The 20,131-nt window shown below is 70.1% G+C and carries 16 protein-coding genes; 6 read left to right on the top strand and 10 right to left on the bottom strand.

All coding sequences use genetic code 11. The features are described 5' to 3' along the window. Positions 1-10: 10 nt before the first annotated feature. Entirely contained in the window at positions 11-379 is a 369-nt protein-coding gene (locus tag ABD810_RS27690) for a DUF427 domain-containing protein (protein WP_344946669.1), read from the top strand. A 150-nt stretch (positions 380-529) separates the two neighbouring features. On the opposite strand, the gene ABD810_RS27685 is transcribed toward ABD810_RS27690, so the two are convergent. Together ABD810_RS27685 and ABD810_RS27680 are read right to left on the bottom strand one after the other, a co-directional pair. After that, on the bottom strand, positions 530-1,000 hold the full coding sequence (locus ABD810_RS27685) for a nitroreductase family deazaflavin-dependent oxidoreductase (protein WP_344946666.1): 471 nt from the start codon (positions 998-1,000) through the stop codon (positions 530-532). Positions 1,001-1,007: 7 nt separating this feature from the next. Then, positions 1,008-1,493: a MarR family winged helix-turn-helix transcriptional regulator gene (locus ABD810_RS27680; RefSeq protein WP_344946663.1), complete on the bottom strand. Its 486-nt coding sequence runs from the start codon at positions 1,491-1,493 to the stop codon at positions 1,008-1,010. Between the two features lie 77 nt (positions 1,494-1,570). On the opposite strand from ABD810_RS27680, the gene wrbA reads away from it, so the two are divergent. Both wrbA and ABD810_RS27670 read left to right on the top strand, forming a co-directional pair. After that, positions 1,571-2,248 (top strand): NAD(P)H:quinone oxidoreductase, encoded by a 678-nt coding sequence (wrbA, locus tag ABD810_RS27675; protein ID WP_344946660.1) that lies wholly within the window; start codon positions 1,571-1,573, stop codon positions 2,246-2,248. A gap of 64 nt (positions 2,249-2,312) precedes the next feature. Next, the gene (locus ABD810_RS27670) at positions 2,313-3,740 is read left to right on the top strand and encodes an MFS transporter (protein ID WP_344946657.1); all 1,428 of its coding nucleotides are present in this window, start codon (positions 2,313-2,315) and stop codon (positions 3,738-3,740) included. Between the two features lie 147 nt (positions 3,741-3,887). On the opposite strand, the gene ABD810_RS27665 is transcribed toward ABD810_RS27670, so the two are convergent. After that, positions 3,888-6,125, bottom strand: a complete 2,238-nt coding sequence (locus ABD810_RS27665; RefSeq protein ID WP_344946654.1) for an Orn/Lys/Arg family decarboxylase — start codon at positions 6,123-6,125, stop codon at positions 3,888-3,890. Between the two features lie 157 nt (positions 6,126-6,282). Here ABD810_RS27665 and ABD810_RS27660 point away from each other — a divergent pair, with 157 nt between their 5' ends. Continuing rightward, entirely contained in the window at positions 6,283-6,825 is a 543-nt protein-coding gene (locus ABD810_RS27660) for a maleylpyruvate isomerase family mycothiol-dependent enzyme (protein ID WP_344946651.1), read from the top strand. Between the two features lie 100 nt (positions 6,826-6,925). On the opposite strand, the gene ABD810_RS27655 is transcribed toward ABD810_RS27660, so the two are convergent. Together ABD810_RS27655 and ABD810_RS27650 are read right to left on the bottom strand one after the other, a co-directional pair. Continuing rightward, positions 6,926-7,453, bottom strand: coding sequence for a hemerythrin domain-containing protein (locus ABD810_RS27655; protein WP_344946649.1), 528 nt, complete (start codon positions 7,451-7,453; stop codon positions 6,926-6,928). 266 nt (positions 7,454-7,719) lie between these two features. Further along, on the bottom strand, positions 7,720-8,985 hold the full coding sequence (locus tag ABD810_RS27650) for an MFS transporter (protein ID WP_344946646.1): 1,266 nt from the start codon (positions 8,983-8,985) through the stop codon (positions 7,720-7,722). An 81-nt stretch (positions 8,986-9,066) separates the two neighbouring features. Between ABD810_RS27650 and pdxR the strand changes: the two genes are divergently transcribed. Further along, positions 9,067-10,476: a MocR-like pyridoxine biosynthesis transcription factor PdxR gene (pdxR, locus tag ABD810_RS27645; protein WP_344946643.1), complete on the top strand. Its 1,410-nt coding sequence runs from the start codon at positions 9,067-9,069 to the stop codon at positions 10,474-10,476. A gap of 121 nt (positions 10,477-10,597) precedes the next feature. Here pdxR and ABD810_RS27640 read toward each other — a convergent pair whose 3' ends face one another. Further along, complete coding sequence (locus ABD810_RS27640; RefSeq protein ID WP_344946641.1) at positions 10,598-12,568, bottom strand: amino acid transporter; 1,971 nt, start codon at positions 12,566-12,568, stop codon at positions 10,598-10,600. Between the two features lie 325 nt (positions 12,569-12,893). Here ABD810_RS27640 and ABD810_RS27635 point away from each other — a divergent pair, with 325 nt between their 5' ends. Beyond that, positions 12,894-14,933: a cellulose binding domain-containing protein gene (locus tag ABD810_RS27635; RefSeq protein ID WP_344946638.1), complete on the top strand. Its 2,040-nt coding sequence runs from the start codon at positions 12,894-12,896 to the stop codon at positions 14,931-14,933. 57 nt (positions 14,934-14,990) lie between these two features. Here ABD810_RS27635 and ABD810_RS27630 read toward each other — a convergent pair whose 3' ends face one another. From ABD810_RS27630 to ABD810_RS27615, 4 genes are read right to left on the bottom strand one after another with little or no spacing between them, the layout of a single operon-like run. Further along, on the bottom strand, positions 14,991-15,884 hold the full coding sequence (locus ABD810_RS27630; protein ID WP_344946633.1) for a carbohydrate ABC transporter permease: 894 nt from the start codon (positions 15,882-15,884) through the stop codon (positions 14,991-14,993). Next, positions 15,881-16,795 carry a carbohydrate ABC transporter permease gene (locus ABD810_RS27625; protein ID WP_344946630.1) on the bottom strand — a complete coding sequence of 305 codons (915 nt, stop codon included), beginning with the start codon at positions 16,793-16,795 and terminating at the stop codon, positions 15,881-15,883. Before ABD810_RS27625 ends, ABD810_RS27630 begins: the two co-directional genes overlap by 4 nt. 4 nt (positions 16,796-16,799) lie before the next feature. Beyond that, entirely contained in the window at positions 16,800-18,173 is a 1,374-nt protein-coding gene (locus ABD810_RS27620; RefSeq protein ID WP_344946625.1) for an extracellular solute-binding protein, read from the bottom strand. Positions 18,174-18,184: 11 nt separating this feature from the next. Continuing rightward, on the bottom strand, positions 18,185-20,107 hold the full coding sequence (locus ABD810_RS27615) for a glycoside hydrolase family 127 protein (protein ID WP_344946621.1): 1,923 nt from the start codon (positions 20,105-20,107) through the stop codon (positions 18,185-18,187). Between the last annotated feature and the right edge of the window lie 24 nt (positions 20,108-20,131).

Genomic DNA, 20,131 nt, shown 5'->3' with positions numbered 1-20,131 from the left:
GAATCGGTTTATGAAGACACAAGGACATGACATCAAGGTCACACCTGTATCGGATCAGGTCGTGGTGCGGGTCAAGGACGTGGTCGTCGCGACCTCCTCCCGGCCGGTCTTGCTCACCGAGACGGGTTGTCCGCCGCGGTACTACCTGCCGTCGGCGGACGTGAAGATGGACCTGCTCAGATCATCGGCAACGACGTCGCACTGCCCGTTCAAGGGCGACGCCGTCTACTGGTCGGTTCAGACCGGTGACGACGTGGCCGAGGATGTGGCCTGGGCGTACCTGGAGCCGTTCCCCAGGGTCGAGGAGATCGCCGGACTTCTCGCCTTCTGGGCCGAGAAGCCAGGCGTCACCCTCGAAGTGAACGGGGAGGCAGCGTAAGCGTCGCGGGTCGCGATCGCCGCCACGCGTGACGGACTCCCCGCCCTGACGGCGCTGAACATCCGCTTCCGCCGTCGGTGGTACGTCCGCCGTAGGTCGGTCGTACGTGGGGCGTACGTCGGCCGTACGCCGACCGTAGGTCGGAAGATACTAGCCCTCGGCGCCGTCACCGGCCCGGGTTCCCGCGCTGACCGGTTCTAGCACGAAGACCGGGATCTGGCGGTCGGTCTTGCGCTGGTAGTCGGCGTAGTCGGGGTACGCCTCCACCGCCCGGTCCCACCAGAGGGCCTTCTCGTCCTCGAACACCTCGCGCGCCCGGTACTCGCGGGTCACCGCGCCGTCCTGAAGCTCGACGACCGGCTCGGCGACCAGGCTGGCGTACCACTGCGGGTTGGTCGGCGCGCCGCCCAGGGACGCGACAGCCGCGTAGAGTCCGTCGTGCTCGACACGCATCACCGGCGTCTTGCGAAGCTTGCCGGACTTGGCTCCCCGGTAGGTCATCAGCACGATGGGCAGGCCACCGATCGTGACGCCCTCCGTCGTGCCGGTGCTAAGGATCTGCTCGACATGCTCGCGGACCCACTCGGACGCGCTTGGTTCGTAATCACCAGTCAATACCATACTTTGATCAACGTTCCCCGGCCCGTCGGGATTCCCCGATCAGACCGTACCGGCGGTCGGGGCGCCTGGTGTCGACGTTGTCGGTGAGGGTGTTGAGGATGCCGGGTAGTTCCGCCACCGTTTCGGCGGGCAGGCCGGTCACGGTCTCCTCCGCCAGAGCGCACCACAGCTGCTTGACCCGGTCGACCAGCGCCTTGCCGCTGTCGGTGAGTTCGACGATGCTGGCGCGCTTGTCGGAGGGGGCGGGTTTGCGGCGGATGTGGCCGGAGGCCTCGAGCTTGCGGGTCATGAGCGTGACACTGGGCGGCTCGCAGCCGAGCGCCTCGCTGAGCTGGGCCTGGATCATCGCGCCGGTCCGGTCGAGTTCGAGGAGGAGCGCCTCCTGTCCGGGGTACAGGCCGAGCGGGGCCAGCAGCGCCGTGGCCCTGGCCCGGTGGCGCAGGCTCAGCAGGCGGATGGCCTGGTTGACGGCATCGGCTTGCTCGAAGTCCACGAGCTCTCCTTGACAGGTTAGTTATGCGCATAACATTATGTGCCTAACTAATTCTACAGGACTCATGGGAGCCCGCTATGACCGTGAAGGTCGCCGTCATCTACTACAGCTCGACCGGCACTGTGCACGCACTCGCGCAGGCCGTCGCCGAGGGTGCCGCCTCGGCCGGGGCCGAGGTGCGACTGCGGCGGGTCGCCGAGCTGGCGCCCGACAGCGCGATCGACCAGAACCCGCTGTGGCGGCGGCACGCCGACGCCGCCACGTCGATCATGCAGGCCTCGGTTGAGGACCTGGCGTGGGCCGACGCGTTCGCGTTCGGGACCCCGACGCGGTTCGGCGCGCCGGCCGGGCAGCTCAAGCAGTTCATCGACCAGACCGGCGGGCTGTGGCGGGAAGGGGGACTGGCCGACAAGCCGGTGACGGCCTTCACCTCGGCCTACAACCGGCACGGCGGCAACGAGGCCACGATCTTGTCGCTGGGCAACGTCTTCTACCACTGGGGGTCGCTGATCGTCCCGCCCGGATTCACCGATCCGGTCGTGTACGCCGCCGGCGGCAACCCCTACGGCACGTCGTACGCGACCGGACCGGCCGGAGACGGCCCGGACGCCGCGACGCTGGAAGCGGCCAGGTATCAGGGACGGCGGCTGGCCCAGATCACGATCCGGCTGCTGGGGGGCGTCGCCACCGATACCGCCGCGGGCGACGGGGACGCCCGCGGAACCATGGCCGCGACGACCTCCCAGACCGCGTGAGCGGCGAGCGCCCAACTCCGGTCACACCGAACGGCCGCCTCCAGCGGTTGGCAAGGAGGGCGTCATGACCAGCGCCGGCACCGTGACTCAGCGGGCCAGGCCGCACGCCGCCCCCGCTTGGTTGGTCCTGTCGCTCGCGTGCGCCTGTCAGTTCATGGTGATCTTGGACGCGTCCATCGTCAACGTCGCCCTGCCCTCGATCCGGCGGGACCTCGGCTTCACGCCCACCGGCCTTGCCTGGGTGGTGAACGGCTACCTGCTCACCTTCGCCGGCTTCATGTTGCTGGGTGGCCGCGCCGCCGACCTGTTCGGCCATCGCCGGATGCTGGTCGCCGGGCTGTCGCTGTTCTCCGCCTCCAGTCTGGTCGGCGGCCTGGCGGCCGCTCCGGAGGTCCTGGTGGCGGCCCGCGTCGCGCAGGGCGTGGGAGCCGCGATGCTGGCCCCGGCGACGCTGGCCGTGATCAACATCTGCTTCACCGAGGAACACGCGCGGGCCCGGGCGTTCGGCGCATGGTCCGCCTCGGGCGGTGTGGGCGGGATGGCCGGCGCGGTCGCCGGTGGCGCCATCACAACCGGCCTGTCGTGGCGGTGGGTCTTCCTGATCAACGTGCCGATCGGCGCGGTGCTGATCGTGGTGGCCATGATGTCGCTGGCCGGCACGCGAACCGGCCGGCGGCAATCGCTCGACCTTGCCGGCGCGGTCACCGGGACGGCGGGGCTGGCCGCGCTGATCTACGGGGTCATGCAGAGCGCCGATCATGGCTGGACGTCCGTGCTCGTCGTCGGGCCGGCCGTGGCGGGCCTGCTTCTGCTCGTCATCTTCATCGTGGTGGAGGCGCGTTTCGCCACCCAGCCGATGATGCCCCTGCGGCTGTTCAGAATCCGGAGGGTGCTCGTCAGCAACGGCATGCTGCTGCTGTTCGGAGGGATCGCCATAGCGATGTGGTATTTCTCATCGCTTCTGCTGCAGAACGTACTCGGCTACAGCGCGCTTCAGGCCGGGCTCGGGCAGACACCCGCGGCGGTGACGTTCGTGGTGATCGCGCGAGTGGCCGCGGCCCTGCTGCCGCGAACCGGTGTGCGCCCTCTGGTGCTGGCCGGCTGCGGCTGTTTCGTGGCCGGTTTCGGCTGGCTCGCCCAGGCCCACGCCGACAGCGGCTACGTCACCAGCGTACTCGGGCCTACGCTGCTCATCGCGGTCGGCATCGGGCTGACCTTCCCCACCCTCATGGCCGCGGCGACCGCCGACGTTCCCGAGGGCGACGCGGGGGTCATCGGCGGCCTGGCCAACACCGCCAGTCAGGTAGGCGGATCGGTAGGCCTGGCGGTGCTCGCGACGGCCGCCGGCGCCAGAGCCGCGATGGAGGCCGGCGGGAGTTCCCCGGCCGCCGCCCTCGCCGCCGGCTACGACCTGGTCTTCCTCATGGCGGCCGGGCTCGGCCTGGCCATCGCGGTGGTCAGCTTGCTGCTGCCGCGGCACCGACACGGCTGACCGCCGGCGACGCCCGCGTGCTCACTCGCCGCACCCTGCGTCGTCTTCCTGGACGGCGCCGGCTGCGGTCCGGCCACCCCGCTCGGTCGGGTCGTAGTGCCGGTGACCGCGCCGGCGTACTTGGCCTGCATGGTCTCGCGGAGCAGGTCAGGTGGTCATGACCTCTATCCAGTAGCGGCCTGTTTCGTCGCGGTGGGCGCCGTGGATGTCGGTGGCCAGGACCGGGAAAGCCCGGTCGAAGTCCTCCAGGGCACGCAGGTAGGTCAACAGCGGGCCGTCCGCGGAGCCGGTCGCCTCTCCGGGCATCAGCATCGGGATCCCGGGCGGTGTGACCACGACCGTGGTGGCGGCGATCCGGCCCGGCAGATCGGACAGCGGGACGCGTTCGGTGCGATGGCGGATCATGGCCTGGTAGCAGTCGGCCGGGGTCAGGACGGGCTCGGGAAGGGTGGTGAAGATTTGGTCGAGCAGCTTGCCGACACCGGAGTCGCGCAGCTTGTCATGGGCTTGCGAGCAGAACCGCTTCAGTGAGGTCGCAGGCGGGCCGAAGCCCGGCAGCACCTCGGCGAGGGACAGATCGTTGTCGTAGGCGTTCTTGAAGTCGGTCAGAGCGTCGATCAGAGTTCCCCACTTGCCCTTGGTGATACCCATCGAGAACAGCACCAGCAGGGTGTGGTCACCGGTCTTCTCCACCACGATGCCGCGCCGCTGCAGGTAGGCGGCCACGACCCGGGCCGGGATGCCCCAGTCGAGGGACCCGGCGGCGGCGTCCGCACCGGGGCAGGTGATGGTCACCTTGACCGGGTCCAGCAGGCAGTAGCCCTCGGTCAGCCCGTCGAACCCGTGCCAGGCGGCACCGGGCTCCAGCGTCCAGCAGCCGGGCTCGGTGCACAGCAGGGCCGGGTCGGCGTCGACGAACGGTACGGTCAGGCCGGTGCGCGGGTCGGCGACCGAGGGAGGTTGCCAGACGCCGAAGAACCAGGCCGGCCGCCGGCCGTCGTCGCTGATGCGGGTGGCCAGCCGCACCATCGCCTGCCGGAAGCGGACCGCCTCGACGACCGCCTCGCCGGTCAGGAACGGCCCGGACGGACCGTCCATCATCGCCGCCGCCACGTCGAGCGAGGCGATCATCGGGTAGAGCGGCGAGGTGGAGGCGTGCATCAGGTACGTCTCGTTGAGCCGGTCGTAGTCCACCGGCGCCCGCCCGGCGGAGCGGACGTGCAGCATCGCCGACTGCGACAGCGCCGCCAGCAGCTTGTGGGTCGACTGGGTGGCGAACACGGTCGGGCGGTCGCGGCCCGGCAGAGTCCGCTCGTCGATCGCCATGCCGTAGCGGCGGGCGTACAGCGGGTTGAACCGGGCGTAGGCGAACCACGCCTCGTCGAAGTGCAGCCGGGGGACGCTGCCGCCCAGCAGCTCGCCGACCCGCACCGCGTCGTAGCACAGCCCGTCGTACGTCGAGTTGGTGATCACCGCGTAGGTGGGCTCTCCAACGGCGAGGGGATGGCCCGACACGCGCTCGCGCACCGCGCCGGCTTCCAGGGCGGCGGGCGGGATCGGTCCGGCCAGCCCGAGCCCGTTGCGCTCGGGCACCAGATAGACCGGGCGCGCACCGCTGATGGTCAGCACATGCTGGATCGACTTGTGGCAGTTGCGGTCGACCAGCACCGTGTCGTCCCGGGCGATCGCGTGGTGGCCGATGAGGCGGTTGGCGGTGGAGTTGCCGTTGACCACGAAGAACGTGCGGTCGGCGCCGAAAACGCGGGCGGCGTTGCGCTCGGCGTCCCCGATCGGTCCGGAGTGCTCAAGGGGCGATCCCAGCTCGGCGACGGAGATGGACAGGTCGGTGCGCAGCAATCGCTCACCGTAGAAGTCGAAGAAGGCCCGCCCCACCGGCGACTTGAGGAACGCCACGCCTCCGGCGTGCGCCGGCGTGTGCCAGGAGTACCGGTGGTGGTCCTCAAGGCGCCGCAGCGCCGCGAAGAACGGCGGAAGGATCTTCTCGGCGTACTGGTCGGCCGCGTGGGCGATCCTCCCGGCGATGAAGTGCGGGGTGTCCTCCAGCGGGAAGACATAGCCCTGGATGACCTCGTACACCCACAGCGGGAGCTCCTGCTCGGCCGCCATCAGGAAGACGGGCAGGCCGCGGAACCGCTTGGCCACCGCACCCAGCAGCTCCTCGGCCCCCGGTGCGTCCCATGCCACCAGCATCGCGGTCAGAGACGCGTCCGAACCGATCACCGCCAGCGCGTCTTCGGCGCGGTGGGTCCAGCGCACCTGAAGTCCCAGCTCGTCCATCGCCGCGCAGACGCGGCGAAGTTGCTCGGCGAGCGCCGAATCGGCGTCGGGACGTTCCGTGACGGCTGCGAGAACCGTTCGCTCCATACGGGACTCCATGATCGGGGGGATCGGCGAAGCTCTCCTACCCACTCTCGGTGATCGTCACGTCATGCAATTGAACGATTACCGATCGCTATATCGGCCCCCGGTGTTAGGAGCGTTCGGACTCGGTCGGGAACAGGTGATCGGATAGTGTTGAAAGGTGATCATTGACCGGATTGAGCTGATGCGGCTGATCGAGGGCGGCACTCAGCGGTTGGTGGACGCGGTCGGCCGGCTGGCCGATGAGGACGTACGCCTGCCGTCGTCGTTGCCTGGATGGAGCCGCGGTCATGTGCTCACCCACATCGCTCGCGGCGGGGACGCGCTGCGCAACCTGCTCGTGTGGGCTCGTACCGGGGTGGTGACCCCGCCTTACGCCAGTCAGCGGGCACGCGACGCCGACATCGAGGCCGGCTCGGGGCGTCCGGTGGCCGAGTTGCTCGCCGATGTGTCGGCCTCGGCCGCGAGGTTCCGGGCCGAGGCGGGCACGCTGCAGGGAGACGATTGGCAGGTGTCCGTGGGGGTGCTGGGCAGCATGATGTTCCCCGCCGAGCAGGTGCTTGTCCGCCGCCTGGTGGAGATCGAAGTGCACCACGTGGATCTGGGCATCGGCTACGGGGCGTCCGACTGGCCCGAGGAGTTCGCCGCGATGGACCTGCCCGAGCCGATGCGGTCACAGAGGGAGGAACGCCGATCGTGGTGAGTCCTCCGGACCCGGAGCGATCGCGAGGACCATCGCTTGAGGAGCCGCCTGACGCTGCCGTAAACTCGCGACCGGCTCCCGGTAACCGGCTCTCGGAGCATCACGCCCCTGCTTGATCGTCCAGGCCTTCTGCGGTGCTCAGCAGGAAGTCGGGTGGTGAGCCGTTCCAGTCGGGGGCGCTGAGCGTGTTGAGGGCGGTGACGATCCGCTTCTCTTCGTAGAAGAAGTGTGATTCGAGCAAGGCGGCCAGGCCGTCCAGCTCGCGGAGCACGCGCTGTGGGTCCTGGGGATCCGGCCCGAGATCGAGGAGCTTCGCAAGGCCGCGCAGCATGTCCGCCACCACGTGATGGTCGCGCGTCAGCTCTTCCAATACGGGGCGCAGCTCCGGGAACTGCTCTGCCAGGGCGTGGAACGCCCCGTTGTCCTCACCGGTGTGGTGCCGGGTCACGGCCGAGCAGAATGTCAGGCAGTGTGCCCGCAGTTCCCGCGGCCACTGTGCGTGGCCGTCGTGGTGGGAATCCACGTCCTCGCGGAGCCGGGCCAGCTCCTGACGTAACCAGTTGTGCACTTCGATGAGTTGATGACCGAATGCCGTGAGGTGGCCATTCGGGCCGGCGTATGTGTTCACGTTCGTCCAGGAGCGACGGCGCCTCCATGCCCACGGCGGTCTCTTCGCCGGGTGCACCGCGACGCTGACGCAGGATCAGATCACCCTTTCCCGCGGTAGTCAAGCGGGGCATTCAATCACTCCTCATCGCGGGACAACGTACGCCTTGACACCCATTGAGAAGTGCTGGGCCGTACGACAAGCCGGGACGCTGCCCGTTGCGCGACGGATTCTGGTGAGGAGCGACCGACATGGCGCTCCGTGGAACTCCGTGAGCTCTATAACGTTCAGGCGTTGTAGCCGCCGTGGGCGTCCAGCACCGCGCGGACGGAGAGCGGTGCGGGGGCGGGGCCGCGCGTGCGCTCCGCCCACCGCACGACCGGCGCCACCAGCAGCCCGGCCGCGAGGAACAGGCCGCCCAGGACGAGCCACCCGGCGATGCCGACGCCGAGCAGCAGCGTCGTCAGCAGCACCGGGCCGAGCATCCGCGCGATCTGCGGTCCCATACCGAACAGGCCCTGGTACTGGCCCTGCTTGTCGGCCGGTGCCAGCCCGAACCCGAGCTCCCACGCGGCCGCGCCCTGCATCATCTCCCCGAAGACCTGGATCGCCGCCGCGACGAGCAGGATGGCGATCGCCGGTACGGGGCCGAGGTGGCCGCCGGACAGCGCGAACACGGCGCACGCCACGAGCATCAGCAAGCCGGCCCGGCCGGCGACGCGGGTGGCGCTGCGCCGGTCGGTCACCCGCCGGGCCACGCGTACCTGGAAGGCCACGACCGTCAGCATGTTGACGACCAGCACCACCGCGGACATGGCCGGCGGGGCGTCCGTCTCCTGGGCGATCCACAGCGGGAGGCCGAGGCTGAGCAGCGGCATGTTCAGGTACATGATCGCGTTGAGCAGCGTCAGCACGGCGTACGGCCGGTCGCGCAGTACGGCCAGCGGCGGGCCGGTGGGGACCGGCGCAGGCGCGACGGCCCGCACCTCGGGCAGGCGGCGCAGGACCAGGGCGGCGGCGAGGAAGGCCGCGGCGTCCATGGCGAACACGGCAAGGTACGCGGTCGCGGTGTCGGCGGTCAGCGCCAGCGCGCCGAGGCCGGCGCCCACGGCGAGGCCGGCGTTGAGTGTCGACTGGAGGCTCGCGCGGATGGCCGTCCGCTGGTCGGGGTCGACGAGCCCGGCCAGCAGCGCCTGCCGGGACGAGGTCAGCCCGCCCTGGCCGACCGCGTAGAGGCAGGCGACCAGGAGGAAGAGGGGATACGAGCGCACGACGAGGAACCCGGCCAACGTGGCCGCGGTCGCGACGGCCAGCACCACCGACGTGCGCCGCGGCCCGAAGCGGTCGGCGAGGTGCCCGAGCGGCACCCCGGCCAGCATTCCGGTGAACCAGGCCACCGTCAGCCCGAGCCCGACCTGGGTGGGGGACAGCCCGACGACGCGCGTGAAGAACAGGGCCGATGTGGCGTAGAAGGCGCCGTCGCCGACCGAGTTGGCGAGCTGGGCGAAGGCCAGGACGCGGGGCGGACCGGCGGGCGGGAGGATCCTGGTCATACCTCCATCCAACCCCGGCCGATTGGCTCAGGGAACGGCCACTTCTGACCCGAATGGCTGGGCCAATGTAAGCTCTGTCCCGTGGAGGTCCACGTCAGCCTGGCCGGTCCCGGCGACCTCGCCACGCGCATCTACCGGCAGCTCCTCGACGCCGTTCTCGACGGCAGGCTGCGGCCCGGCGAGCGGTTGCCGTCCACCCGCGAGCTGGCCCGGCGGCTCGGGGTCGCCCGTAACACGGTCGCGGTCGCGTACGAGCGGCTCACCGCGGAGGGCTTCCTCGAGGCCCGGGTCGGGTCGGGCACCTACGTCGCGGCGGCGCCCGTCTCCCGCGCGCGTCCACGGTCCGCGCCGGCCGGCGGCGGCGTGCGCCCGCGCAAGGTGTGGGAGTCGCTGACGACGCTGCCGACCGAGACGCCCGAGGCGGCGTACGACTTCCGCGCCGGCGTGCCCGACGCGGGCCTCTTCCCGCTCGCGACCTGGCGCCGGCTCGTCGCCGGGGAACTGCGTGCCGCGACGCTGAGCCCTGCCGCCTACCGCGACCCGGCCGGCCACGAGGGCCTGCGCGAGGCCATCTCCCGGTACGTGGGCGTCGGGCGGTCGGTGCGCGCCCGCGCCCAGGACGTCATCGTCACCAATGGGGCCCAGCAGGCGCTCGACCTGATCGGGCGGGTGCTGATCGGTCCCGGTGACCGCGTCGCCGTCGAACAGCCTGGTTACCCGCCCGCCCGGCAGCTCTTCCACAGCCTCGGCGCCCGTGTGGTCGGGGTGCCGGTCGACGGCGAGGGGCTCGAGGTGTCCGCTCTGCCGTCCGACGCGCGCCTGGTGTACGTGACGCCCTCGCACCAGTTCCCGCTCGGTACGCCGATGTCGCTGTCCCGCCGCGCCGCGCTGCTCGACTGGGCGGCCCGGCGCGGCGCCGTGGTCGTCGAGGACGACTACGACAGTGAGTTCCGCTTCTCCGACCGCCCGCTCGAACCACTGCAGAGCCTCGACCGCGACGGCCGCGTCGTCTACGTCGGCACCTTCTCCAAGACGCTGCTGCCGATCCTGCGCCTCGGCTTCCTCGTCGCGCCCGCCTCGCTGCTGCCCGCGCTGCGTGCGGCGAAGCAGCTCACCGACTGGCACGGCGACCGGACCGGTCAGGCCGCGCTGGCCCGGCTGATCGACTCCGGCGAGTTCGCGCGGCACGTGCGCAAGGCCACCAAGGTGTACGCCGCGCGGCACGCGATGATCCTGTCCACGTTGGAGGCCGATTTCGCCGACTGGCTGGCGCCCGTGCCGTCGGTCGCCGGACTGCACGTCTGCGCGCTCGTGCGGCCGGGCGCGTCCGTCGACGTCGGACGGTGGGTCGACCGCGCCCTCGTCGCCGGCGTCGCCGTGGAGGACCTCGCTCGGTACGGTGGCCCCGACGGGCTGGTCCTCGGCTACGGCGCCATCCGCACCGCCGACATCGCCGACGGCCTGCGGCTGCTGCGCCACTACGTGCGCTGACCGACCGGTCCGGTGATCCCCGAGGCGCGATGCCTTGTCGGCAGGCGGCTTGGGAAAGTCGTCCTTCGTCAGGACCTCGTCGCGGGACGCCTCTTCTTTCGCGCCGAAGGACGTGCTGGGTTCAGCCGACGTGGATGCCGGGGCGGCGGGCAGGGTCGGGTTCGCTCTTGCGGATGATCTCGCGGACGACGGGCGGGGTGTCGCCCCGGCCGAGCAGGAGGTAGCGGAACAGGTGGGTGAGCGGAGCACCCTCCGACCATTCGAAGTAGCAGCGAGGGCGTACTCCGGTGGCATCGCGCAGCGCCAGCAGGATGGCGGCGATGGCGTTGGGAGCGGCGGGGCTGTCGGCGCGCAGGATCCGATGGCCACCGATCTCGACGCCGTGCACGCGCAACACGTCGCTGAAGCCTGACGGGTCGATCACGTCGATCTCCAGGAACAGCACGTCGGCCGCTCCCGGGACCGGATTCAGGCCGCGCTGCTCGAGCTCCTTCGCGGCGTATTCCGCCGTGTCGCCGGCCTGGCGGCGGTTGGCGATGAGGTTGAGCGCGCCGTCGTAGGCCAGGGAATCGGTGATGAACCGGCGGGCGGCGAGGTCGAATTCGATGCGGTCGGCACGCAGTTCGGTGGTGCGGGAGATCCGCGAGACCAACGAGATGGCGATGACGCCGAGAACGAAGAAGGCGGAGATGGTGATGCCGTCGGGCTTCTCGCGGATGTTCTCCACCAGGGCGTAGATCAACACCAGCGTGAGCACGGCGAAGCCGGCGGTGGCCGCCCGCTGCCGGCGACGTAGGGCGGAGATCGTCACGGCGAACGCGCCGGAGACCATCATGGCCAGGATGCCGGTGGCGTACGCGCCGGCCTGGGCCTCGACATCCGCGCCGAACGCGATGGTGAGGACGACACAGATGAGCGTGTAGACCAGCACGACCGGACGTACGGCCCGGCCCCACTCGGGCGCCATGCCGTAACCGGGCAGGTACCGCGGGACGATGTTGATCAGTCCGGCCATGGCCGAGGCACCGGCGAACCACAGGATGAGGATGGTGCTGATGTCGTATGCCGTGCCGAACGCCTCGCCAAGGTGTTCGTGCGCCAGGTAGGCCATGGCCCTGCCGCCGGCCTCCCCACCGGGGCCGAACTCCTCGGCCGGGATGAGCACCGTGGTGACGAAGCTGGTCGCGATCAGGTAGACGCTCATGATGACAGCGGCGACGGTCAGAAGCTTCCGGGTGTTGGCCACCCGCGAGGCCATCCGCCGTTCGGCGGTGTCGCCGGATGCGGCGACCAGGGGCATCATGCTGACCCCGGTCTCGAACCCGGACAGTCCCAGCACCAGCAGCGGGAAGGCCAGGATCGCCGGCCCGATCAGGCCGCCGAAACCTCCCCGGCCTTCGGTCAGGGCGCCGGTCCAGGCGGTGATGGCCTCCGGGGTGGCGACCACGTCGGCCAAGCCGACGGCGACGACCACGGCGTTCAGGACGAGGAAGAGCGCGACCAGCGGGATGGCCACGCTGACCGCCTCGGTGAAGCCGAGCAGGAACACCCCGCCCAGCACCAGCAGCAGCACCACGGTCAAGGCGACCTCGTGCCCGTGGAACACAGCCGGGAAGTATGGGTTCTCCACGACGTGCACCGACGCGTCGGCGGCGGACAGCGTGATCGTGATGATCCACGAGGTGGCGACGAAGCCGAGCAGGACGAGCACGAACACCTTGCCGCGCCAGAACGGCAACAGCGTCTCCAGCATCGCCACCGAGCCTTGGCCGTGCGGGCTCTCCTGGGCGACCCTGCGGTACATCGGGAGCATGCCGAGCAGGGTCAGCGCCACGATGAGCAACGTGGCCAGCGGCGACAGCGCCCCGGCGGCGAGTGCGGCGATGCCGGGCAGGTAGGCCAGCGTGGAGAAGTAGTCGACGCCGGTCAGGCACATCACCTTCCACCACGTTTGTGGCTTGGCGTGCCCCTCCGCCGTTTCTGGCCCGACCGGCTGTACCCGGTGTTTGAGCAGCCACCGTGCCAGGCCGTTGGCCGGTTCGGCCGGCCGGGCCGGACTGTCGACGACTTCCGGAACGGCCAACTGGTTCATGCCGCTCATTTACCTGCCCCCATCTCATCTCGATCCGTCTGGCGATCTCCGCCCCACGACCATGCCACAGAGTCCTGGTGCCGAAGACATCGCCACCATGGTCGTGTTCGTTCCGCCGGCCACGCGGCTGTACAAGAGGGCGGTCAGCCAGTGATCGGGGAGCGGTTCACGGCCGGCGCACCCCCCCACCAGGGCATCGCGAACGCCCGGTGTGAACGTTTCATCGTGGGTTGACGGGCGAGCCGGCCACCCCTGATGATCGGGGTGCCTCTTGGTCAGGAGGGGGCGTCGAGTGAGTGCCGCTGTCCAAGTCCGAGGTGCGCCGATGCCGAACACCCTGTTACGTGCCGCGTCCGCGGCCCTGCTGACGCTGACCGTCCTGAACATTTCCCCGGCGTACGCCGACGAGGTCACCCCGGTCGCGGTGACCGTCAACGCCCGAGCCGGGCTCGCCACCGTCCCCAGCACCGGTATCGGTAGCAACCATGCGATCTGGGACAGCCAGCTGGGCACCGACGGGACCGCCGACGTGCTCAAAAACGCGGGAATGAAGCTGCTGCGCTACCCCGGCGGCTCCTACTCCGACATCTACCACTGGGCCGACCACACCGCCCCCGGCGGTTATGTGGCTCCGGACACCGACTTCGACACGTTCATGCGTGGCGTGCGGCGTACCGGAGCGCAGGCGATGGTGACCGCCAACTACGGCACCGGCACCGCCGCGGAGGCCGCGGCCTGGGTACGCCACGCCAACGTCACCAAGGGCTACGGCATCAAGTACTGGGAGATCGGCAACGAGAACTACGGCAACGGCCACTACGGCTCCCCTTGGGAGGCGGACGACCACGCCGACAAGAGCCCGGCCGAGTACGCCCGCCACGTCGTGGCCTACGCCGACGCGATGAAGGCGGCCGACCCGTCCATCAAGATCGGCGCGGTCCTGACCACGCCGGCCAACTGGCCCGACGGGCTGGTCACCGCCGGCGACGAGGGAACCTGGAACAAGGTCGTCCTCTCCATGGCCGGCCCGAAGATCGACTTCGTGATCCTGCACTGGTACCCCGGCGCCCTCGACAAGGTCGCCCACGTACCGGACATGATCTACCTCACACGCCGGCAGATCGCACAGTACGCGGGCCCCGGATCCGAGCGGATCGGCATCGCGATGACCGAGTTCAACACCGGGAGCAGCAGCAACGGCACGAACACCCAGCCCGGCGCGCTGGCCGCCGCCGACGCCTACGCGACGCTGCTGGCGAACGGGGTGTTCACGGTCGACTGGTGGAACGTCCACAACGGCATCGGCACGGTCACACAGGTCGAAGGGCAGACCGACTACGGTGACTTCGGGCTGTTGTCGAGCGGCACGTGCACCTCGGACGGCAGCGTCTGCGAGCCCACGCTGAACACGCCCTTCGCGCCGTACTACGCGCTCCAGATGACGAGCAGGTTCGCACGCCCCGGCGACCAGCTCATCCGGGCCGCGACCGACCACGCGAAGGTCAGCGCGCACGCCGCCCGCCGGCCCAACGGCGATCTGGCCGTCCTGCTGCTCAACACCTCGTCCGACACGTCCTACCCCGTGACGATCGGCTACTCCGGCTTCAATCCCGCCTCCGGGACGCCCACCGTACTGACCCACACCAACGGCGCCACGAGCATCACCGGCTCGGAGGCGGGGAGCGCGACGAGCCAGACGCTGCCGCCGCTCTCGATGACCACGATCGTCCTGCGTCCCGCCACGGCCCAGACCGGGCTGCCGGGCGCGCCGAGGCAGCCGACCGTCTCTGAGGTGACGGACAAGAGCGCCACGATCTCCTGGCCCGCCGCCTCCGCCGGGGCGCGCCCGATCGTCAAGTACGAGGTCCGCCGCCAGAACGGCGCCATCAGCGAGCAACTCGGCGAGACCTCCGGCACCTCGCTCACCGTGCGGAACCTCAAGCCGGGCACACGCTACACGCTCAACGTGATCGCCAGGGACAGTGGCGGCGGCCTCTCGTGGGCCTCCCCGCCGCTGACGTTCACCACGGGCACGCCCGCTTCCAGCTCCTGCACGGTACGGTTCACCGACCAGACCGACTGGGGCAACGGCTACCTCGGCGCCATCGACATCACCAACAACGGCGCGCCGATCAACGGCTGGACCCTGAACTTCAGCTGGCCGAGGACCTGGCAGAGCCTGGGCAGCGGCTGGAGCGCGGTCTGGACGCAGAACGGGCAGGACGTCAAGGCGGTCAACGAGCCCGGCAACGGCTCGCTGCCCACCGGGGCGTCGGCCACGATCGGCTTCGTCGGCAACTACAGCGGCCCTAACGTGCTGCCCGCCGTCTTCACCCTCAACGGAACCGTCTGCGCGACCCCGTGACGCTGCGGACCGGGAGCCTGATAGGGGGTCCGATCGCGGACGACGGTTGTGGAGGTGTCAGTTCTTGATGCCCGTGAGCGTCACGCCTTCGATGAAGTAGCGCTGGAGGAAGAAGAAGAGCGCGATGATCGGCGCGATCACCGCGGCCGAGGCGGCCATCAGGTAGCCCCACTGGGTGATGTACATGCTCTGGAAGGAGGCGAGGCCCAGGGAGAGGGTGTAGTCCCGCTGATCGCTGAGGTAGAGCAGCGGACCCAGGAAGTCGTTCCAGGTGCCGACGAACGTGAAGATCGTGACGACGACGACCGCCGGCTTGGAGAGCGGCATGACGATCGTCCAGAAGACCCGCCAGGGCGAGGCGCCGTCGATGTAGGCGGCCTCGTCGAGCTCGAAGGGGATCGTGAGGAAGAACTGGCGCATCAGGAACACGTTGAACACCCCGCCCGCGGCTCCGGCGAACCAGGCGGGGACGGTCAGCGGGATGATCGTGTCCAGGGCGCCGAGCCCCTGCCACATGACGAACGTCGGGATGATCGTCACCGCGTACGGCAGCATGACCGCGCTGAGCAGCAGCGCGAAGACCACATCGCGGCCGCGCCAGCGCAGACGGGAGAAGCTGAAGGCGGCCACGGCACAGGTCAGCACGGTGCCGAGTACGGTGATCACCGCGATGACCAGCGTGTTCACGAAGTACCGGGTGAAGGGCTGTTCGGTGAGCGCGCCGCTGAAGTTCCCCCATTCGAAGGGGTCCGGCCACCATTCGGGCGGCGCGGCGAACATCTGGCCGTCGGTCATGAGGGCACTGCGCACCAGCCACGCGAACGGCAGCAGGGTGGGGACCGCCCCGGCGACCAGGGCCGCGTACAGCAGGACGCGCCGGGGCCGCGGTGGACGCGGCCCGAAGGAGGGCGCCGCTCTCGCCTTCTCCCGTCCGGCGGCCGGGATCGTCATCGGGCACCGGCCATCTCGTAGTGGACCCAGCGGCGCGCGTTGCGGAACATCAGGAAGGTGACCACCATGATGATCATGAACAGCGTCCAGGCCAGCGCGCTGGCGTAGCCCATCTCGCCCTCTCTGAACGCCTTGCGGAACAGGTAGTAGACGTAGAAGAGGGTGGCGTTGTCCGGCCCGCCCTCGGTCATCACGTACGCCTGGTTGAAGACCTGGAAGGTGCCGACCACGCCGACCACGAGGTTGTAGAAGATGGTCGGGGTCATCATCGGCAGGGTCACGTGCCAGAACCTGCGCAGCGGGCCGCCGCCGTCGATGGACACGGCCTCGTACAGGTGCCGGGGCACTCCCTGCAGCCCGGCCAGGAAGATCACCATCGTGTTGCCGAACCCCCATGTGCTCATCACGATCAGCGAGGGGATGGCCGTGTCCTCGCCGTAGATCCACTGTGAGGTGGGCAGGCCGGCCTGGCGGAGCACGCCGTTGAGCAGCCCGAAGTCAGGATTGAAGATCCACAACCAGAGGACGACGTTGGCGATGGCGGGCACCAGCGTGGGCAGGTAGAAGATCGTCCGCCACAGTGACAGGCCGCGCGCCCGTTGGTTGAGCAGCATCGCGACCGCGAAGCTCACCAGCAGGACGAGCGGTACCGCGCCCAGCGTGTAGTACGTCGTGGTGCTGAGCGACTTCCAGAACAGCCCGTCGTGGGCCAGCGCCTCGTAGTTGCCAAGGCCGACCGGCGAAGGGGTGCCGCCGATCTGCCAGGAGGTCAGGCTGAACAGGAACGAGGCCACCATCGGGCCGGCGGTGAAGATGAGGAACCCCGCGATGGCGGGCAGCGCCATGAGCAGACCCCAGCGGCGTTCGAGCCGCCGCTGGCCCGACATCGCGGACGAGGAGGAGGCGGCCACGGCGTCACGTCTCCTGGGTGTACTGCCAGCCCCGCAGCATGGCGGTGATCTTCGGCGCCGCCTCCCTGAGCACCTCGGCGGCCTTGCGCTTGCCCAGCTCGATCTGCTGCAACGCCGGGGTGAGTACCTCGCTCCCGATCTTCTCCATGTTCTTCAGCCGGGACCCGAAGGCCGGTACCCCGTGCTTGAGCGCGTAGTCGACCACGGCGGTGCGGAACTCCGGCGGATGCGAGGAGTTCCGGGTCCAGGACGCGATGGCGGCCGGGTCCTCGTAGTACTTGCGCTCCTGCGGCATCCACAGGCCCTGCTTGAACAGGTCGACGTACCGGGGGTCGTTGTGGAAGACGAACAGCTCGACCGCCTCGTCCACGTGCCGGCTTCCGGAGAACACCGCCGACGCGCCGGCCACGTGGGTGGTGGTGAGCGGCTCGTGGTACTTCGGCAGGACGCCGATGCCGTAGTCGACCTTGCCCTCCACCATGTCGAGCAGGCTCCAGTGGCCGTCCACTCCCATCGCCACCCGGTTGGACTTCAGCAGCACGTTGGTGCCGGGCGGGTCGTCCCCGGTCGCGGCGAGCTGCCCGGGGCCCGGCCCCACCCGGTGCTCGTACACCAGGTCCTGGAGGTTCTGGAAGACCTGGATCGCCTCCGGTGTGTCGAGCAGGCAGCGGGTCCCCTTCTCATCGGCGATGTCGGCTCCGTTGCTCCGCAGGAAGCCGTACCACGCCGGGCCGTAGGTGATGCTGCTGGAGATGCCGAACCGCCTGGTCCGGCGTGGGTCGAAGCCGGACTCGTCCGGCCGCCTGCCGTTGTGGTCGGCGGTCAGCTTGTAGGCGTTGGCGACCAGGTCGTCCCAGCTCCAGGCGGCCGAGGCTTCGGCGGGCGGGAGCGGGACCCCCGCGTCGGCGAAGGCCTGGCGCCCGTACCAGAGCAGCTCTATCTCGTTGGCCGTGGTGGTGCCGAGCAGCCGGTCCTTGCCGTACCAGAGCAGGGAGCCGGGGAGCTGGCCGGCCAGTTGCGGGTACTTCGCCAGGTAGGGGAAGAGGTTGACCAGCTTTCCCTGCCCGGCCAGGCGGTAGGACATCGCCATGGGCACGTAGCCGACGTCGGGGGCCCGGCCTCCGGCGATCAGCGTGTTGAGCTTCACGTCGTACTCGTCGGGGGTGTAGAGCGGCCTGACGCGCACGCCCTTGCTCCGGGTGAACTGGCCGAGCATCCTGTCCACGGCCTTCTGCTCGAAGGTAGAGCCCCAGTACATGAACTGCAGTTCCGCGCCGCCTCCAGCGCCGCCGCAGGCCGCCGGCAGCGCTGCGGTGGCGGCCAGGCCGCCCAGCAGGAGCAGATCCCGCCGTCCCAGCGATGTTCCTGGTATTGCCATGGGAGATGTCCTTATGTGAGGGGGATCCAGACCCGCATCGGGCCCCCGTCCCGGTTGTCCCACTGGAAGTAGGGGATGGCGGTGGCCCTGACCCGCGTGACGGTGGCCGACTCGGTGGCGGAACCGACGTCGTACGGCAGGGCGGCGGTGGCCGGCCGGGAGCGGACCACGGCGTCGACCTCGATCCGCACCGTGTGGCCGACGCCCTTCAGCTCCTCCTCGGGCAGGACGCGGATCGCGGTTCCCGGCACGAGGGCGAGGTCGTCCAGCTCGACGTCGCCGGCCTGGTCGGCCTGCTCGAAGCAGTACACGAGCGGGCCGCGCTCCAGGGCGGCGCAGCCCCGCACCGCGTCGATGCGGTGGTGAGGGCGCATCAGGCGCGGGGACATGTCCACAAGTAGCTCGACGGTGTCGCCCGCGCGCCACTCGCGCCGCAGCAGGAGGTAACCCCGCTCGTCGGGCGCGGCCTCGGCCCGCTTCCCTGCGACGGTGACCCGCACGGAGGCGCTCCAGCCGGGGACGCGCAGGGCGAGCGTCCAGTGCCCGGCGGCGCTCTCCTCCACGGTGAACCTGATCGAACCCGCCCACGGGTAGCCGGTGTCCGCGGTGAGCGCCACCCGCCCGCCCGGCAGCCTGGCGCGCAAGGTTCCCGGCGCGTACTGGTGGACGTACAGGGTGTCCGCGCCGGTGGTGGCGATGTAGTGGCCGAGGGATGAGACCAGCCGCATGATGTTGGGCGGGCAGCAGGCGCAGGCGAACCACTCCCGTCTGCGGCCCTGGTAGTTCCCCTCCAGGTGGTCCTTCCTGCGCTGGAGCGGGTTGACGTAGAAGAACCGGGTGCCGTCCGCGGAGGTGCCGGCGGCGAAGGCGTTGTACAGGATGCGCTCGATGAGGTCGGCGTACCTGCCGTGCCCGGTGGACAGGAGCAGCCGCCAGTTCCAGTGGACGGCGGCGATCGAGGCGCAGGTCTCGCTGTAGGCGCGGTCGGAGGGCAGCTCGTAGCCGTCGCCTACCGACTCGTGGGAGTGCCGGGACCCGATCCCGCCGGTGATGTAGGTCTTGGTCGCGATGGTGTCCTCCCAGCGGCGCACCGAGCAGTCCAGCAGCGACCTGTCGCCGGTCTCCAGGTAGACGTCCACGACGCCGGCGTCCAGGTACAGCTGGCGCACGGCGTGGCCGACGGCGGTGCCGGCACGCCGCACGGGCAGGTGGTCCTGCGAGTAGTGCACGCCCATCCCGGCGTCGCCGACCAGTCCGTGGCCACGCGCGTCAACGAACAGGACGGCGAGGTCGAGGTAGGCCCGGGTGCCGGTCAGGCGGTACAGCTCGACCAGTGCGGTCTCGACCTCGGCGTGCCCGTCCAGGCCGGGATGCCCGCCGCGCAAAAAGACCTCCACCAGATGGTCGGCCAGCCGTATGGCGACGGCGAGCAGTCGCTCGTCCGCACCCGCCCGCGCCGCCGCCACGGCCGCCTGGAACAGATGGCCCGCGCAGTAGTGCTCGTGGCTGTACTCCAGTTCGGCGTAGATCCGGTCCGGCTTGACGAGTTGGTAGTGGGAGTTGAGGTACCCGTCGGGGCGCTGCGCCCTGACCAGGACCCCGGCCGCCTCGGCGATGAAGCGCGCCGCTTCCGGGTCCGCCTGGCGGGCGTGCTCCCAGGCGGCTGCCTCCAGTTGCTTGTACAGATCGGAGTCCTGGAAGCGGTAGCCGGTGAACGCGCCGCTCCCTTTCCCGGCCGCCAGACGCAGGTTGGGCAGGCTGCCGGCCTCCTCCATCTGCCGCAGTCCGAGGGGCATGGAGGCCTCGCGGTTGGTCCGCTGCATGCGGCCCAGCACCCCTCCGGTGATCGTGACGTCGCCGACGCCGAGCGGGCGTAACACCGCCACGGCCTCCGGGGTGGGGACCGCAGGGCCGGCGGCCTGTCCTGTCGTCAACGCGCTCCTTCCGTCCGGGCGGCG

This window comes from Sphaerisporangium flaviroseum, assembly GCF_039537005.1.
Classification (GTDB): domain Bacteria; phylum Actinomycetota; class Actinomycetes; order Streptosporangiales; family Streptosporangiaceae; genus Sphaerisporangium; species Sphaerisporangium flaviroseum.
Note: the sequence above shows the minus strand (reverse complement) of the source record. Positions and strands in the feature narration are given on the sequence as shown.